Here is a 16,734-nt window from a genome sequence, read left to right on the forward strand (position 1 = left end):
CAACACCAAAATGAAACTCATCACAACGCTGCTTGCATTCTGCATCGCCTCCGCCGCCCACGCGGGATACGAGACCTGGACAAGCGCAGACGGGCGAACCGCCAGCATGGAGCTTGTCAGCGTCAAAGAAGCTGACGGAGCCAAAACAGGAACTTTCCGCATGAGGAACGGCAAGACCGTGACACTCGCGGCAAAAGACCTGTCCGCAGATGATGCGAAGCGCCTTGACGATTGGAAGGATCCGAGTGTCCCGGAAGTGGTCTCGCAACCCAGCGTTTTCGATGATGTCCTCGATGGCAACCTTGTGATCCTCGATGGCAAGAAACTTTCGAAGCATGAGCCCACGGCCAAGCCGACCCAATATTACGTTTTCTACTACACCGCCTCCTGGTGCCCTCCCTGCCAGGCATTCACGCCCAGCCTCGTGGATTTCTACAACAAGAACAAGAACGAGAAATTCGAGCTTGTGCTCATCAGCAGCGACAGTGACGAAGACGCGATGGAAGGCTACGCAAAGGACAAGAAAATGCCCTGGCCCCAGCTCAAGCATTCCAAGGTGGGCTCTTTCAAGAAGGGTTTCAACCATGGGGTGAGTGGAATCCCCTCGGTCATCGTCTGTGACCTGAAGGGCGAGATCGTCAGCCGAGACGGGCGGAACCTTGCCGAACTCGAAAAACTCGTCAAATAATCGATGTCTCCCACGCCCTCCTCCGATTCCATGACTTTGCAGGATTCCCCCGGCAGTGCCCATTTCCCAGCCTTCTCCGTAACGGCCGCCCTCGAATCGGAGGCCGACGAGCGCATCTCCCACTATCCGGAAAGCAAGCGCTCCGCCGTTCTCCCTTTGCTGCATATCGTCCAGCACAGGTTCGGTTTCATCTCGGAGCAAGCCGTGGAATGGGTCGCGGCGAAACTTTCGCTGGAGCCGATCAAGGTGCTGGAAGTTGTGACCTTCTATCCCGGCTTCCGCCAATATGCCCCGGGCAAATACCATGTGCGCGTCTGCCGCACCCTCTCCTGCGCGCTGGGCGGCAGCTATGAGCTGATGGAAGGTCTCTGCAAGGAATTCGGCATCGACCGCACCGCCGCGGATCCACACCACCATCCGATTTCCGTTTCCCCCTGCGGGAAATACTCGGTCGAGTTCGCCGAGTGCCTCGCCTCCTGCGGCACCGCCCCGGTCTGCCTGATCAACGACGACTTCCACGAAGCCGTCGATGTGGCCAAGGTGAAGCAAGCCTGCTCGTGATTGCCATCACGTGCCGGGCGCATCCGTTGCCCGGCTCGGTGGTGCCTTGATGAATCTCTGCCTCGGGCCGGTTCCCTCATCGCCGTGCGCCGCCTGGTCGCGAATGGCCTTGGCGATGGCTTTCGCCAGCCTGTCGCGGTGCGAGGCGGAGCTGATCTGGCGGGCTTCCGAGGGGTGGCTCATGTAACCGCCTTCTAGCAGGACGCAGGGGATGGAAGGATTCCGCGTCAGGCGCAGGCGGCGGCGGCTCAGCCCGGCGTTTGCGGAATATGGCGAGACGGATTTCATCGCCCTCTGGCAGCGGACGGCGAGACCATGCGAGTCCACCCGCCACCAATATGTCTCAGGGCCGCGCCGGTTGGATTGGCCGGCATTGAAATGTAGGCTGACGAGGATCGCATCGCCATAGCGGTTGGCGAGCTTCACGCGCTCGTCGAGATCCACGAAGCGGTCGCCGGAGCGGATCATCACCGTGCGGAAGGAGCCGGAAAGCTCGGAACGGAGGCGCCTGGCGAGATCGAGGTTCGCATCTTTCTCGCGCTGGCCGGTGTGGCGGGAGATGGCACCGGGATCCTTGCCGCCGTGGCCTGCATCGATCACCACTGTCCGGAATCCCTGCGGCCCCGGCTTGTTCCCCCAGTAGTCGCCGCCGCCGCCGGAGATCGGCGAGCAGGAGGGCAGCAGGGCCAGGAAAAGCAGGAATGGCAGGGAGCGCATGCGCCCTTCTAAGCGGCTGAGTCCCAAAGTTCAAATCCCAAAGACCGACGAATCCTCGCGGAGGCGGTCATTGCTCGTTTTCGATTTCCCTGAAGAACCTATCGAAATCCCCGCCGCTATCCTCCAGCAATTTCCGGAAGCGGGGCATTTCGCTGTTGTAGGTGATGAGCGCAAGCAGGTGGGCGTTGGTCAGATCCTGCTCCAGCCAGCCTTCCAAGGCCTTGGTCCCCCATCGCGCCTGCAACGCCCGCGCGCGCGACTTGAGCTCGGAAAGGATCGCCTGTTTCCGCTCCCTCATTTCAGCCTCCGGCAAGGGCGAGCGGTAGAGCTTTTCCAACTGCACCCGCGTGACCTCGATCTCGGCGTAGAAATCCCTCCTTCGGGCCAGTCGCTCCCCGTAATCGGCCAGTTCCGACGTCCGTCCCTTCGCACGCAGATACTTCATCGTGCCTTCCTCCTGGACAAGGTTCGCCAGGGATTCGTTGAAGCTTGTGTCCCCTTTGCGGAAAATGCGGCGGTGGGTCAGTTCGTGGAAAATGAGCTCGGCGAAGTCGATTTCAGGGTAGTCGATGAAGGTGTTCAGCAGGGGATCGTGGAAAACCCCGAGCGTCGAGTAGGCGTTGGTGCCGCCGAGGTGGATCTCGTAGCCCTCCGCGCGCAGTTTTTCCGCGTAGGCGAGGGCATCCTCTTCCTCGAAATAGCCGCGGTAATCCAGCTCGCCGATGATGGGGTAGCGCCAGGTCTTGGGTTCCAGGGAAAACTCCCGGGCCGCGTACAGGACGAACACCACATGCCGCCTTCCCAGATCCGCATAGCGGTGGTATGAGGAATCCCCCGGCAGCGCCAGATCCTCGCTTGCGAAGTCGCATAGCTCCTGCGCCAGAAGCAGCTTTTCCCTCAGGGCGGCGGATGTCCCCGGCGCGGCCAGCAGCTTTGCATTGGGGCGGGATTTCCGCAGTATCTCAGCCTGTCCGCGCACTCCCTGTCCGTAGAAATGGAGTGTCTGGCATCCGCCTAGGAAAAAGAGGGCAAGCAACGGGACTCGGCGCATAAGGACTTACAGGGTGTCCGCATTTTGCGGCGGATCAAGGCCGTCGGAGCGGTTTCAATTCTTCTTGCAAGGCGGAGCGTGGGCAAACACATTCCTGACAGATGCCCGATTTCATTAATGTTTGGTGGGATGGATTGAGCTTCGGCCTGAAGTTTTTCTACGGCATTGCGATCCTCTCCGCCGTTCTGCTGCTGCTCCAGACGGTTACGATGTTCTTTTTCGGGGATTCGGATGGGCACGGTGGGGATTTCTCCGGCGCGGATGGGGCGGATCACCACGACACGGGGGTGGGGATGCTTTCCCTGAAGTCGATCACCGCCTTTTTCACGGGCTTCGGGTGGACGGCGGTGGGTTTTATGCGGATGGGGCTTTCCATGCCGGTTGTGATATTCTTGGCGGGGATGGTGGGGGTTGTCATGATGTTCCTGATCTATCTCCTGATGAAGAGCCTGGTGAAACTTTCCGACAGCGGCACGATGGACTACGCAAACGCGGTTGGCCAGCCGGGTACGGTGTATGTGACCATCCCGCCCGCAAAGGGCCCGGGTGGGCAGGTGGAGACCATGATCCAGGGCCGCCTCGTCACTGCGGAGGCCTTGCAGCGCGGCCCCGAGCCGCTCAAGCCCGGCACCAAGGTGCAGGTGATCGAAAAGGTCGGTGCCTCCACGCTCATCGTCGAGCCGGTCGAAAACTATTTCCCCTAATCCCGAACACACAAACATCCCATGGAATTCATCATCGGCCTCATCGTTCTCATCGTCTTCGCTTTCATTTTGCTTGCGTGGGTCGCCATGCGCTACCGCCGCTGCCCGTCGGACAAGATCCTGGTGGTTTACGGCAAGGTGGGCGGGGGCAAATCGGCACACTGCCACCACGGCGGTGCGGCTTTCGTCTGGCCGGTGATCCAGGATTACCAATACCTCGATCTTACCCCGCTTCCCATCGATATCCGCCTTGAGGGCGCGCTCTCCAAGCAGAATATCCGGGTCAACACGCCATCGACCTTCACCGTCGGCATCTCCACCGAACCGGGTGTGATGGAGAATGCTGCGGAGCGCATGCTGGGACTGAACATGGAGCACATCAAGGAACTGGCGAAGGACATCATCTTCGGCCAGATGCGTGTGGTCATCGCCACGATGGACATCGAGGAAATCAACGCGGACCGGGACAAGCTCATCCAGAACATTTCCATGGGTGTGGAGGTCGAGCTGAAAAAGGTCGGACTGCGCCTCATCAACGTCAACGTCCAGGACATCACTGACGCCTCGGGCTACATCGATGCACTCGGCCAGGAAGCCGCGTCCAAAGCGATTGCGGAAGCGAAGGTCAAGGTAGCCATGGCGGATCGCGACGGCGAGAGCGGCGCGGCCGCGATGCAGAGGGACAAGCGGATCAGCGTGGCGGCGGCGAACGCGGAGGCGACCAAGGGGGAGAACACATCCCTTGTGGAGATCGCGAATTCGGATGCCACCCGGCGCGCGGCACAGGCCGAGGCGGAGCGCATCGCGACGGCGGCGGAGAAGGTGGCCGAGGCGAAGGTTTTGGAAGAGGCCTACGTTTCCGAGCAGGCGGCGGAGAAGCAGCGTGCGGAACGCGACAAGGCCAGCCAGTATGCGGACATCGTGGTGCCCGCGCAGGTTGCGAAGGAGCGCCAGATCGTCGAGGCGGATGCGGAGGCCGAAAAGGTTCGGCGCATCCAGCAGGGCAAGGCGGACGCCGTCCGCGCCGAGAAACAGGCGGAGGCGGACGGCATCATTTTCGTAAAAGAGGCGGAGGCGAGCGGCCTGAAGGCCAAGCTCCTCGCGGAGGCCGAAGGTGCGCAGGCTGTCCTCGCCGGCAAGGCGAAGGGCTTCGAGGATCTCATCAAGGCCTGCATGGGACCGGGCGGGGCGCAGCAGATGCTCGTCACCGAGCTACTGCCGCAGCTTGTCCGCGAGCAGGTTCAGGCGATCGCGAACCTCAAGATCGACAAGATCACCGTCTGGGACAGCGGCACCGGCGCGGATGGCAAGACCAGCACCGCGAATTTCCTCTCGGGTCTGGCAGGTGCGGTGCCGCCGCTGCACGAGATCGCCAAGAACGTCGGCGTTGAGCTGCCTGCATACCTGGGGAAACTCGATGAGGCTGGAGCGAACAAACAAGCGCCGCCCGCCGAGCCCAAGGCCGCCAAGGAAGATCCCGGCACCAGCCACGGGGTGGAGTCCATCTGATTTCCTGCGGCTGCCTAGGTCTCCTCGGGAGCCGGCGGTATGACGCCGAGATCGGTGAGGAAATGGTCGGCGGCGCTGACTGTCATCTCGAAGTTCCCGTGGTGGACATTGAAGTTGAAGAAGCTGTGCTCGGCTCCGCTGAAGTCCAGGAGCGTGCATTTGTTCCTGCGCCATTTCGTCCTGCGGCAAAAGGAGGCAACCTCTTCGAACGGGGTCACGCGGTCTGATTTCCCATGCAGGAAAAGCATTGGGGGCAGCTTGCGGCGGAGCAGGGTGCCGGGGCTGGAGGCCTTGGCTCTCTTGCTGTCCGGGAAGCGGGCGGCGAGCTGGCCTTTCGGGCTGGTGTTGACGAGGGCGCTGAAGAGGATGGCGGCCTTCGGGTGAGGGGGAGCCCCGCTATTCTTGACAGTTTTCCGCATGGCGAGATGGAGGGCGAGGAAGGCTCCGCCCGCCGCCCCGGCGACGGTGATGGCTGCCGGATCGATCCCCAGCAGATCGGCGTTCTCGGCGAGCCATGCGAATGCGGCCTGCGCATCGCCGATGGCTTCCATCGGGCCGGTGCCGTTCTTGGATGATGTGCGGTACTCGAAGGCCACGGCGACCGCGCCGCGGCTGGCGAAGTGGTGGCAGTGCGGGACGAACTGAGTGACCATGGGCGTGTCCCAGAAGCCGCCGTGGAAAAACGCGACGGCCGGGCGCGATGTGTCGGCAGCACCTTCGGGAAAGAAGACATGGGCCAGGAGATCGGTGTCCCCGTGACTCGCATACACGTAGCTGGAGGCGGATTTCAGCAGTTCCCTGTCCCTCGACTCTCCGATGGGTGCTACCTTTTGCAGAATTTGGCTCATGGCTGGAATGCGGCGCAGGCGGACGTATCCGTGCGGGCATGGATTTGTTTGTTGTGGTTTTGGGGCTTTTGTCCAATCGTTTCGTCCATGAAAGGGCATATTTTGGCACTCACTCTGGTTTTGTCATCCTTGGGCGGGGCGCAGGAAACCCTGAGGCCGGAGTTGGAAAGGACGTATGGGATCTGGCGGAAGTCCCTCATCGAGAGGGACGCGGCAACGTGGCAGCAGGTGACGGCGGAGCACCGGCGCGTGTTGGTGCGCAACCGCATCCTCTCCGAAAAACGCCCCTTCCCGGCAACGGTGTTCGATCTGCCTGCGCCGCCGCCGTCGCTCGACGGACTGGCTTTCCTTGAGGCGAAGCGGAACGGTGCCACGGCGAAGGCGGCTTACTTCGGCAAGGTCGATTTCGGGGTAGGTGGCGAGCCGACCGACAACTTGCTTGTCCTCTCTTTCGTGAGAGGTGCGCGTGGCTGGCTCTATGACAATGCGGATTTCGTGAACCTGACTGCGCTGCCGGAGGTGCGGACGGAACTGGCGAAAGGGGATCTTAGCTACCTTCACGGCGTGCCGGAGGCCCAGCCATCGGGGATCGTTCCAACGGTGCCCATTGCCGCAAACCCTGCGACGACGATCGCCAAGGTCTATGTCTTTTGCCCGGGGCGGGAGGTGCAGGTGCAGGTGAACAAGATCAGCCGCCACCGCTTCGCCAACGCGAAGGAGGCGGAGGTGGTGATAGGCGGGGCGCGGCTAGGTGCGAACGAGGTGCAGTTCTCCGTGAAAAAGCTGGAGGGAGGGACGGGGATGGAGGCGATGACGATACGCGTTTACCTGATGTCCGAGGTGGAGGGGATGCAGCCGGTCAAGGCCTTCGAATACCAGGTTCTGGAAAAGGAGCCTTTCAAGCCATATGGCACCGAGCATTTCAGCCTGGATGCGGCGACGGCGGCGAGGCTTTCCGGAAGGTGACCATGGGCATGTCGGAGGATGCGAAGAGGAAGCCGTATCTCGATGCGTGGCTGAAACGCACCGGCAGGGAGCTTTCCGTGAGCGGGCGGCTATCGGAACTTGTCCTCATCCTCTCGCGGAAAAAAGGGGGCGATCAGGATGAATGGCGCGAGCGCATCCAGCGCATCATGAGCCGGGAACAGGAACCGTGCTTCGAGCTGCTCACGGAAATCGATACGCTATTGGCACGGCAAGGGTCCAAGCCGCCCCCTGCGACTGATGACGGCGATCTATTCGACTGATATCCAATCGGTTATGGGAATCTCAGGTTCATTGATGATTTTTAGTTGCGGAACCTTGCTATTCGTTAGAATTTGTCGCACCTTCCGCAAGACACTAAGATACGTGGCTGGTAATCAAGGCCATGCATAGATTGTCATCACAGGATACCCTGCGCAGGTTCAGGATCGCGTCCGTTCTGGTGCTTCTCACGTTCCTGATGATCCCCGTTGCAACGGGACTCCTGATAGGCGCCCTGGCTCTGAAGCGTCACGACTGGTTGCCGTATGTCGGGATCGCCGTGGGGGTTAGCGTTCTCTTCTCACTCCTGAGTTTCATCATGAGCGCGCGCCTCCGCTGCCCTCTTTGCATGGTGCCGCCCCTTGTGAACCGCCGCTGCTCCAAGCATCGCACTGCGGAAACCATGTTCGGGAGCCACAAGTTCAAGGTGGCCCACTCGATCATTTTTGCGGATAGCTTCCGCTGCCCCTATTGCGGGGAGCCGACGGCGATGGAGGTGCGGCGCAGGGGTGTCCGCCGCTGATCCGGGGGGATTTTCCAAAAGCTCCGCATTGCGGGTTGCGCCGGGCGCGGGTGATGGCAAGCTAGCACCAGCTTGATATGACAACTGAAGAACTACAGGAACGGATTTCGGAAAGCAGCGGATGGATCGGTGATGTGAAGGCCGAGATGGCAAAGGTGCTGGTGGGCCAGGAAGACCTCGTGGACAGGCTGCTCGTCGGCCTGCTCTGCAACGGCCACATTCTGCTTGAAGGTGTGCCTGGCCTTGCGAAAACCCTGGCGGTCAAGGCGCTCTCCGGCTCTCTCTCCGCGACCTTCGCGCGCTTCCAGTTCACGCCTGACCTGCTTCCCGCGGATCTTGTCGGCACGATGATCTATCATCCACAGGATGCCCGCTTCGAGCCGAAGCTTGGCCCGATTTTCAACAACCTGATCCTGGCGGACGAGATCAACCGCGCGCCTGCGAAGGTGCAGTCCGCGCTGCTGGAGGCGATGCAGGAGCGGCAGGTCACGCTCGGCGACAAATCCTACCCGCTGCCCAAGCCTTTCCTTGTCCTGGCGACGCAGAACCCCATCGACCAGGAGGGCACCTACCAGCTTCCCGAGGCGCAGCTCGACCGATTCCTGCTCAAGGTCAACGTGGGCTACCCGTCGAAGGGCGAGGAACTGGAGATCCTCAACCGCATGGCGACGTCCGCGCCGATCTACGAAACCCGCAACGTGGCGACCCCGGAGCAGGTCGGTGCTTCGCGGGATCTGGTGAACGGGATCTACATCGACGAGGCGATACGCAAATACATCGTCGAGCTGGTCTATTGCACCCGTTTCCCGGTTAAGGTGGATGCGCCCCTGAAGAACTGGGTGCGCGCCGGTGCCTCGCCGCGCGGCACGATCAACCTCGCGCTAGCCGCCCGCGCCCGCGCCTTCATGCAGGGACGGGCTTTCGTGACTCCCCAGGACGTGAAGGACATGGCTCTCGATGTTTTGCGCCACCGCATCCTGCTTACCTACGAGGCCGAGGCCGAGGGCGTCACCACGGACACCATCGTGCAGCGGGTGCTGGCCAAGGTGGTGGTGCCCTGAACTCTCAAGGAATACGAATCTGCGGGCATTGATGACGGAGGAGGAACAGATCGATGAAATGATGGCCCGGGTGCGCAAGCTCGAGCTCAAGGCGCGGCGGCTTGTTAGGGAGTCGTTCTCCGGCGAGTACCTTTCCTCGTTCCGGGGGCAAGGGCTGGATTTCGATGATTTCCGCGAGTATCAACACGGCGATGAGGTGCGATTCATCGACTGGAATGTGACGGCCCGGATGAATGAGCCTTTTGTTAGGAAATTCCGGGAGGAACGCGAGCTTTCCGTTGTCATGGCAGTGGATGTTTCGGGCTCCGCGGATTTCGGCAGCAGGCACCTGAGCAAGCGCGAGTTGTCTGCAGAGATCGCGGCGGTGCTAGGGTTCAGCGCGCTGCAAAACGGCGACAAGGTCGGGCTGCTGGTCTTCGCGGGGGAGCCGGTGATGTTCATCCCGCCGGCGAAAGGCACCCGCCACCTGCTGCGCATGATACGCGAGATCCTGATGGCCAGGCCGGACAAGCAGGGCACTTCGATCACGGAGGCCTGCGATTTCCTGATCCGCACGCTCAATAGGAAGGCGCTGGTCTTCATGATCTCGGACTTCCATGCGGATCCGCTCGACAAACCGCTCGGCAAGCTCGCCCGCAAGCACGAGACGGTGGCGCTGCGGGTCAACGATCCGCTGGAGGAAAACCTGCCCAAGGCGGGCAAGGTGGTGCTCGTCGATCCGGAAACGGGCTTGGAGACCCTGGTCAACACGAACAATCCCAACCTGCGTATGGGTTACAAGAGGCTGATGCAGAGGCAGGCGGAAGGGGCGGACTCGGTATTCAAGAAACACGGCATCGATGCGGCGACGCTTTCCACGGACAGCGACACGCTGCCTGCGCTGCACGTCCTGTTGAAACGGAGGAGCAAGCGGCGTAGATAGGAACCATGGAGGAAACGCGCAACAGCTTCGAACTTGTCGAGTCCCGGGATGCCATTGAGCTGGTGCCCCGCTGGGAGGCTCAGGCATGGTGGTTTTTCGCGGGCGGTGGCTTGATCCTGGCCGTCGTGCTCACGGTTGTTGTCCTGAGGCGGAAAAAGTCCGTGGCGGATCCCCACCGGGAGAGGCGCGAGGCATACAGGGAGGCGAAGGAGGATTTCCGGGAAGCGCAGGGCGGCGGTGTGCGTGACGCCGCGATCCGGGTTTCCGTCATCCTCCGCCGCTATCTCGCCAGGAGCCTGGGCGAGCCCTCGCTCTACGAGACCCATGAGGAATTCATCTCCCGCCACGATGCGCTCAACTCCCTGCCGGGCGATGTGCGGGATGAGGCCGCGCAATTTTTCGGCAGGCTGGCCGCGCTGAAATACGCACCGGTGCCGCCCGATGCGGAACCCGCCGCCATCCGCGACGGCGGCCTGGAACTTCTCGAAAGGATGCACGCGGCATGATCGGCGATTTCATCACCCACTTCAGGTTCGCCCAGCCGGGCTGGCTGCTGCTGCTCGTGCCCAGCCTGCTCCTGCTTCTGCTCCGGCGCGGCAAGGGTGCCTCCGGTGCCGTCGTTTTCCCCAACCTCGGAGTGCTCCTCAGCCTCGGGAAAAAGGTCAACCGCCTCGCCTGGAACGTAGGGATCCCCATGCTTTTCACATCGCTCATCTTCGCCATCCTCGGCATGGCGAGGCCGGTCTGGCGCAACGAATACCAGAGCAGGATCGCCAGCGGCATCGACATCGTCATCGCCTTCGATGTCTCGCTCTCCATGGATATCGACGACTTCCGCATGGAAGGGCGGCCCATGCGCCGCATCGATGCGGCGAAGCGCGTGGTCGATGCCTTCATCTCCCGCCGCCCGGACGACCGCATTGGCCTGGTGGCCTTTGCGGGCAGGCCGGTTTCCGCAAGCCCCATCACCCTGGATCACGATTGGCTCCGGCTTGCCCTCGACTCCCTCCAGCTAAACCGCCAGGACAGGGGCTACCCCGGCACCGTCAAGGAGCAGGGCACGGCGATCGGCTCGGCGCTCGCCACTGCCGCGACCCGCCTCGACAACCGCGAAGCGAAAAGCAAGATCATCGTGCTCATCACGGATGGCGCCAGCAACTCCGGGAAGATCTCCCCGCTGGAGGCGGCGCAGCACATCAAGACCCTCGGGATCAAGACCTACACCGTGGCGATAGGCACAAAGGAAGGCCGCGTTTCCGGCAGGATCCAGACATTCCCCCGGCAGGAGTTCGATCTTCCCACCCTGCGCAAAATCGCCAGCGAAACGCGCGGCGAGCATTTCTGGGCGCAAAGCCTGGAGGATCTGGAAAACAATTTCCGCACCATCGACAACCTTGAGAAAACCGAGTCCCGGAGCCTGACGGTGACGGATGACAGGGAACTCTACGCATGGTTCGTCGGCATTTCCCTGCTGGCGGCGCTCGGGTTGGCGGGCTACATTTCACTGAACAGGACTGTCGCATAACATGAATCTCGCACACCCAGCCTGGCTTTTGCTCTGGATCGCCGTGCCCGCCATCGCGGTGCTCGCGGTGCTGGCCGGGCGTTTCGCGAAAAGGCCGTGGGAGGAATTCGCGGCGGAGCGCCTGCGCGGGCGGCTCGTCCGGCGGGAGCATCCGCTGCCACGCTGGCTGTCCCTTGGTCTCCTGCTCGCCGCCAGCGCCGCGATGGTTTTCACATTGGCCCGTCCCCAGGGGGATGCCGGGACGAGAACGGAAACCACCAAGGGCCGCAACATCATGATCGCCCTCGATCTCTCGCGCAGCATGAGGGTGCAGGACGTGAAGCCGGATCGCCTCGCGCAGGCGAAGATCGTGATCTACGAGCTGCTGGATTCCCTGAAGGACGACCGCATCGGCCTGATCGGTTTCGCAGGCTCGCCTTTCCTCAGCGCCCCGCTCACGATCGACCACTCCGCTGTGAAGGAAACGGTGGAGCAGATCGATGAGGAATGGGTGCCGAAGGGCGGCTCGGACATTTCCGCCGCAGTCCAGCTCGCAACCCAGGTGCTCAAGGAAACGGGGCAGAAAAACAACGCATTGATCGTCATCAGCGATGGAGAGGAGCATGAGGGGGATCTCGCGGCCATCATCGCGGAAGCCGAGCGCTCCGGGGTCACGATCTTTGCGGTCGGTGTGGGCACGGAGGACGGCGGGTTTGTGCCGCACCCGGGTTTCGTCGGCGGCCTGGTGGATTCCTCGGGCAACCGCATCCTCAGCCGCATCCAGCCGGATGTCCTGCGCAAGCTGGCCAACGGCACGGGAGGAAGCTACGTCATCGCCGGGCGCGGGGCGGACATCCCGGCCATGGTGAAGGTGGCCATCCAGGGCATCGATGCCTTCGAAATGGAGGGCGGGCGGACGAGGATCGTGGTTGAGTTTTTCCAATGGGCGCTGTTCCCGGCCATCGTTTTCCTGATGGCGGCGATCGTCGCAGGCACCCGCTGGAGGGGCATGGCGGGCGGCGTCTCCGCACTTTTTTTCCTGATGACCGTGCAGCCCGGCCATGCGGATGCCGCGAAGGATGCCCGCAAGGCCTTTGCCGAGGAACGCTTCGATGAGGCCCGGGACAAGTACCGCTCCCTCGCCGAATCCAAGGGCGGGGGCGGTTCATCCGCCGGATACCGTCTCGGGCAAGCGCTGTCCGCCTACGCGGCGCAGGACTACCGGGGTGCGCGCACCGCATACAGCGAGGCCTTGCTGGCGGAAGATTGGCGGATCGCGGCCAAAGCCCACGAGGGCATGGGCAACACGCTTTTCCAGCTCGGCTGGATGGGGCTTTCCGGCAGCAGCTACCCGGAGGGCGAAGAGGTGCCGGACATGGGGGAATTCGACGCATTGGTCCGCGAACAGCTCAAGCGCATGGGCGAGGCGGAGCCGCCGGAATCCGGCGAGACCAACGAGTTCATACGCCTCGATTCCATCATACTCAACTGGACCGATGCAGTCAGGCACTATCGCTCCGCGCTCGCCAAGGATCCAGGCGCGGAGGGGGCGATGCGCAACGAGGAGCTGACAATGAATTACCTCAAAAGGCTCAGGGAGCTGTTGGAAGAGGAAAAGGAGCAGACGGAGCAGGAAATCCAGCAGCAGGAACAGCAGGGTCAGGGACAGGGACAGGGCGAACCGCAGGAAGGGGAGGGGGGCGAAGGCGAACCCAAGGAAGGCGGCGAAGGCGAACCGCAGCAAGGCGAGGGCGGCGAGGAACAGGAAGATAAGGGAAAGGGCGGGGAAGAGCAGGACGAGGAGGGCGAAAATGGCAAAAACGGGGACGAAGAGAAGGCCGATCCGAATGAGACCTCCGAGGAACGCGCAAGCCGCATCCTTTCGGAAAACTCGGATGTCGAAAAGGGACCCCTCACCCAGGGGAGGCGGGATTTCAGGCCGCCGGACAAGGACTGGTAAGTTTTTATGAACGCATTCACACTCAGAATCATCATCCTGGCACTGCTCACCGCCGCCATCGGGCACGGTGCGGTGAGGGCAAAGCTCTCTTCCGGTTTTGTCGCCCGCGGTGAACAATGCATCTTCGAGATCCGCGTGGAAGGCCAGGAGCCGGACACGATGCCCCGTGTCCCGCTGGTCAAGGATGTCGCCATCGAGTCCATCGGCTTCGGCCGCCCGCAGATGTTTCCCGGACGCCGCATCGAGTCGAGCTTCCAGTTCCTCGTCTCCAGCTACGCCGTGGGTGCCCACGTGATCCCGCCCGTCGAGGTCATGGTGGACGGCGTGAAGCACATGACAGACCCGGTCCGGCTGGAGGTCTTCGACCCCAGCGACCTGAAATGGGCTGAGGCCGCCTCCCAGCCTGCGGGGCTCGGCGAGACGGTCAGATACGCAAGCATCATCCGCATCCCCCAAAAGAAGATCTACACAAACCAAGCGGTGCCTGCGGAGATCAAGATCTACGTGCCGGAAGAGCTTGCCTCAGCCGTGGCCGATTGGGGCGTGCCGGAGTTTGAGAGGAAAGGCCTCGCCGTCTGGAGGTTCGAGCCATCGGATCCGCCAGGGCGGGTCAATCTTCTCGGCTCTCCCTATGTCTCCATTTCCTACCAGACCAGCATGAACGCCCTCGCGCCCGGCGAGGTCGAGATCGGCCCGGCGACGGTGCGGCTGACCTATGTGAGAATGGTTTTCGACGGATTCACCCGCCGTGTGAATGTCCAGGCCACGCTCGACGTGCCGAAGCTTGCCTATGAGGTCGCCGCCCTGCCGGAGGGCGCGCCGGAGGGTTTTGACAACGCGGTCGGGAAATTCACCATCGGCACATCGATCAGCGAGACGGATGTCACCGAGGGCGAACCCCTGGCGCTTGACGTCATCGTCAGCGGCAGCGGGAACCTGGACAACTTGCGGACGCCGCAGATGGTGGATCCGGCAGGCTGGAAGGTTTATGAAGCGTCGCAGACGCAGCGTGGCGAGGAGCGCCGGGAGGTGACCGGCTCGGTGGTGTTCAGCCAGTTCATACGCCCGCTGGAAATGAAGTCCGCCGTCCCGCCCTTCCGCCTCGTCTATTTCGATCCGGATGAGGAGAGATACGTCACCGTCACGACGGAGGGAATCCCCCTCAACATGAAGCCCGCCGCCGGCGGCAGGGGCTTCGAATCCTCCGGGCCGCCCCAGGCGCTGCCCCTGCCCGTAGAGAGGATGACGGATATCCTGGGAGCGATCAAAACCGGCGGGCTTCTTTCCGCGCCTGGCAGCTCCATCCCCACATGGCTGCCCCATGCCCTTGCCGCAGCCCTCGCGCTCGCCCTCATCGGCAAGGCTCTGTGGATGCGCTACGGATACCTTTTTGAAAAGGACGAGGTGAAGATCGCCAAGCGCAGGGATTTCGAGAAATTGTCAAAAGTCCCTGCGGAGGACGGTCTGGGCTTCCTCCGTGCCGCCGGTGGATTTGCGGAACGCTGGCTGGCCGGGGAGGGCGGCGAAGAGATACGCGGCATCATCGAGGAGAGGGATCGCCTCTGCTTCCGGGCCAAGAACGATGTCCCCGGTGTTCCGAACGGCCGCCGCAGCGAGATACTCCGCAGCCTGCGCCGGGCGGCTTTCGGGGTGCTGATCCTGGCGCTCACGCTCCCATCCGCAAACGCGGGGGATGTATCCGCCAAGGCGATGCAAGCCTATGAGGCAGCGAAGTTCGACGAGGCGGCGAAACTCTGGCTGCAGGCCGGCCCCTACGAGCAACTCAGCGCGGACACGCTCTACAACATAGGCAACGCATCGTATCGCATGGGCGCCCCGGGTCAGGCGGCGCTCTATTACCGCCGCGCGCTGGCGAGGGACAGCAGCCATGGGGAGGCGCGGCAGAACCTGCGTTTCCTGGAGAGGAAATACGGTGCCATTACCATAGAGCGCCCGGCCTACCAATACGTCCTGGCCAGGTTTCCGCTCGCTGCATGGAAGGGTGCGCTCTGGTGCGGGCTGTGGCTCGTTGCGCTCGGCCTGCTCGCCTTCCCTGCCACCCGTCCCGGCTCCCGCCTGCGCGTGGCGGGTGTCGTCGGCTTCGTACTAGGCCCTCTGATGATCTCGCTCGGCGGGCTTGGCTGGCGATATTTCCCGGACGATGCCGGGTTTGCGCCGCTTGCCATGCAGGCGGTCATCGTCGGGGAGAAGGTGGTGCTGCATGCGGATGCCGCCCGCACGTCCCCGGAGGTGATCGACGCCCCGGCCGGTTCCCTCGCAGAGGTGATACGCCGTTCCGGGCGTTGGGCCTATGTCGGCTTTGCCACCAAGACCCGCGGCTGGGTGCCTGTGGAATCGATTGAGATGATCATCCCCCGCACCCCGCCGGAGCCGCCGAAAGTCCGCAAGACCGCTGCCGATGGCAGCAGCGCATGAGCGGGCGAATCGCATGGCTGGCGCGGCGGGATGGGACGGTGATCCTCGGCAGCGGCCCCTTCGCCGCAGCGGAGCAACCGCCCGCCGATGGCGTCGCTTTCTACAAGCGCGGCTTCGCGGCGCGTGAGAAAACCCCGTGGATGATCCCATCCAGTTTTCTCCTGATGACGGCGGAGGAATTCCGGCTCGCCCACGCGATCCAAGCTGCACCGGCGATACGCTGGGAGACGCCGGATGCCATGCCGTTTTCCTTCGTTTTCCAGGAAATCATGGACTGTATCCACCAGGGGCTGATCGAGAAAACGGTGCCTGTTGTCACGGAAAGGGGTGAGGCTTCCGGTTCTGCGGGCAACGCGATCATCGCCGCAATGGCGGCCCAGGGCGCCCCGCTCCATTCCTACGGCTGGGCTTCGGAAGAGGACGGCTTTGCGGGGGCGACGCCCGAACTCCTGTTTTCCCTCGATGGGCAGCGGCTTGAAACCATGGCGCTCGCCGGCACCGCCCGCTGCGAGGATGAGGATGTCTTCGGCGTGGATGGAAAGGAGATCCGGGAGCACGAATACGTGGCCCAGACATTGGTGTCGAAGCTGCTCGGCCTCGGCTCGTTGCAGCGCAGGGAGCGCTGTGTCCTGCGGCTCGGCTCCATCATCCATTTCCACACCGGCATCAGCGTCGATCTCGATACGGCGCAGGATCCCGTGCAGTTGCTGCGGCTGCTGCACCCGACGCCCGCTCTCGGTCCCTTGCCGCGCACCGAGGAGAACATGGAAATGCTCAGCGTCTGGCGCGGGCGGCTGGGCTGCCCGGAGGAATTCGGCGCACCTTTCGGCGTTTGGGATTGCGGGAAATTCGAGGCGGTCGTGGCGATACGCGGCGTCTGGTGGCAGGGCAAACGGATCTCGCTGCCAGCGGGCTGCGGTGTCATCGAGGCCAGCCGCCTTGTCAATGAATGGCGCGAACTGCGCCTCAAGCGCGCCGCCGTGAAAGCTTTCCTTGCCTGATCCC

Annotated in this window: 17 protein-coding genes; 14 read left to right on the plus strand and 3 right to left on the minus strand. The window is 62.7% G+C overall.

Annotated features, from left to right (window positions below):
* Window positions 1-10: 10 nt before the first annotated feature.
* Together HZ994_17935 and HZ994_17940 are read left to right on the plus strand one after the other, a co-directional pair.
* On the plus strand, window positions 11-688 hold the full coding sequence (locus tag HZ994_17935) for a redoxin family protein (GenBank protein ID QTN34117.1): 678 nt from the start codon (window positions 11-13) through the stop codon (window positions 686-688).
* Window positions 689-718: 30 nt separating this feature from the next.
* A complete protein-coding gene (locus tag HZ994_17940; GenBank protein ID QTN34118.1) occupies window positions 719-1,249 on the plus strand; it encodes an NAD(P)H-dependent oxidoreductase subunit E in 531 nt (176 codons plus the stop codon).
* A 6-nt stretch (window positions 1,250-1,255) separates the two neighbouring features.
* Here the strand turns inward: HZ994_17940 and HZ994_17945 are convergent, their stop codons facing one another.
* Window positions 1,256-1,966, minus strand: a complete 711-nt coding sequence (locus HZ994_17945) for an N-acetylmuramoyl-L-alanine amidase (protein ID QTN34119.1) — start codon at window positions 1,964-1,966, stop codon at window positions 1,256-1,258.
* Window positions 1,967-2,033: 67 nt separating this feature from the next.
* Window positions 2,034-3,017 carry an aminopeptidase gene (locus tag HZ994_17950; GenBank protein QTN34120.1) on the minus strand — a complete coding sequence of 328 codons (984 nt, stop codon included), beginning with the start codon at window positions 3,015-3,017 and terminating at the stop codon, window positions 2,034-2,036.
* A gap of 101 nt (window positions 3,018-3,118) precedes the next feature.
* Here HZ994_17950 and HZ994_17955 point away from each other — a divergent pair, with 101 nt between their 5' ends.
* On the plus strand, window positions 3,119-3,721 hold the full coding sequence (locus HZ994_17955) for an NfeD family protein (GenBank protein QTN34121.1): 603 nt from the start codon (window positions 3,119-3,121) through the stop codon (window positions 3,719-3,721).
* Between the two features lie 21 nt (window positions 3,722-3,742).
* Window positions 3,743-5,230: a flotillin family protein gene (locus tag HZ994_17960; protein QTN34122.1), complete on the plus strand. Its 1,488-nt coding sequence runs from the start codon at window positions 3,743-3,745 to the stop codon at window positions 5,228-5,230.
* Window positions 5,231-5,244: 14 nt separating this feature from the next.
* Here HZ994_17960 and HZ994_17965 read toward each other — a convergent pair whose 3' ends face one another.
* On the minus strand, window positions 5,245-6,078 hold the full coding sequence (locus tag HZ994_17965; protein ID QTN34123.1) for an alpha/beta hydrolase: 834 nt from the start codon (window positions 6,076-6,078) through the stop codon (window positions 5,245-5,247).
* Window positions 6,079-6,165: 87 nt separating this feature from the next.
* Here HZ994_17965 and HZ994_17970 point away from each other — a divergent pair, with 87 nt between their 5' ends.
* The 10 genes from HZ994_17970 (at window position 6,166) to HZ994_18015 (ending at window position 16,730) form a co-directional block, all read left to right on the plus strand.
* Window positions 6,166-7,044 (plus strand): hypothetical protein, encoded by an 879-nt coding sequence (locus HZ994_17970; GenBank protein ID QTN34124.1) that lies wholly within the window; start codon window positions 6,166-6,168, stop codon window positions 7,042-7,044.
* An 8-nt stretch (window positions 7,045-7,052) separates the two neighbouring features.
* Window positions 7,053-7,325, plus strand: a complete 273-nt coding sequence (locus tag HZ994_17975; protein ID QTN34125.1) for a hypothetical protein — start codon at window positions 7,053-7,055, stop codon at window positions 7,323-7,325.
* Window positions 7,326-7,447: 122 nt separating this feature from the next.
* Window positions 7,448-7,846: a hypothetical protein gene (locus tag HZ994_17980; GenBank protein QTN34126.1), complete on the plus strand. Its 399-nt coding sequence runs from the start codon at window positions 7,448-7,450 to the stop codon at window positions 7,844-7,846.
* Between the two features lie 77 nt (window positions 7,847-7,923).
* Window positions 7,924-8,907, plus strand: a complete 984-nt coding sequence (locus HZ994_17985; GenBank protein QTN34127.1) for an AAA family ATPase — start codon at window positions 7,924-7,926, stop codon at window positions 8,905-8,907.
* Between the two features lie 31 nt (window positions 8,908-8,938).
* Entirely contained in the window at window positions 8,939-9,829 is an 891-nt protein-coding gene (locus HZ994_17990; protein ID QTN34128.1) for a DUF58 domain-containing protein, read from the plus strand.
* A 5-nt stretch (window positions 9,830-9,834) separates the two neighbouring features.
* Window positions 9,835-10,335, plus strand: coding sequence for a hypothetical protein (locus HZ994_17995; GenBank protein QTN34129.1), 501 nt, complete (start codon window positions 9,835-9,837; stop codon window positions 10,333-10,335).
* Window positions 10,332-11,354 carry a VWA domain-containing protein gene (locus tag HZ994_18000; GenBank protein QTN34130.1) on the plus strand — a complete coding sequence of 341 codons (1,023 nt, stop codon included), beginning with the start codon at window positions 10,332-10,334 and terminating at the stop codon, window positions 11,352-11,354. Before HZ994_17995 ends, HZ994_18000 begins: the two co-directional genes overlap by 4 nt.
* A 1-nt stretch (window position 11,355) precedes the next feature.
* Entirely contained in the window at window positions 11,356-13,293 is a 1,938-nt protein-coding gene (locus HZ994_18005; GenBank protein QTN34131.1) for a VWA domain-containing protein, read from the plus strand.
* Between the two features lie 6 nt (window positions 13,294-13,299).
* Window positions 13,300-15,729 (plus strand): BatD family protein, encoded by a 2,430-nt coding sequence (locus HZ994_18010; protein ID QTN34132.1) that lies wholly within the window; start codon window positions 13,300-13,302, stop codon window positions 15,727-15,729.
* Window positions 15,726-16,730, plus strand: coding sequence for a chorismate-binding protein (locus HZ994_18015; GenBank protein ID QTN34133.1), 1,005 nt, complete (start codon window positions 15,726-15,728; stop codon window positions 16,728-16,730). The genes HZ994_18010 and HZ994_18015 overlap by 4 nt, the downstream gene beginning before the upstream one ends.
* The last annotated feature ends 4 nt before the right edge of the window (window positions 16,731-16,734 follow it).

Source organism: Akkermansiaceae bacterium (genome assembly GCA_017798145.1).
Classification (GTDB): domain Bacteria; phylum Verrucomicrobiota; class Verrucomicrobiia; order Verrucomicrobiales; family Akkermansiaceae; genus Luteolibacter.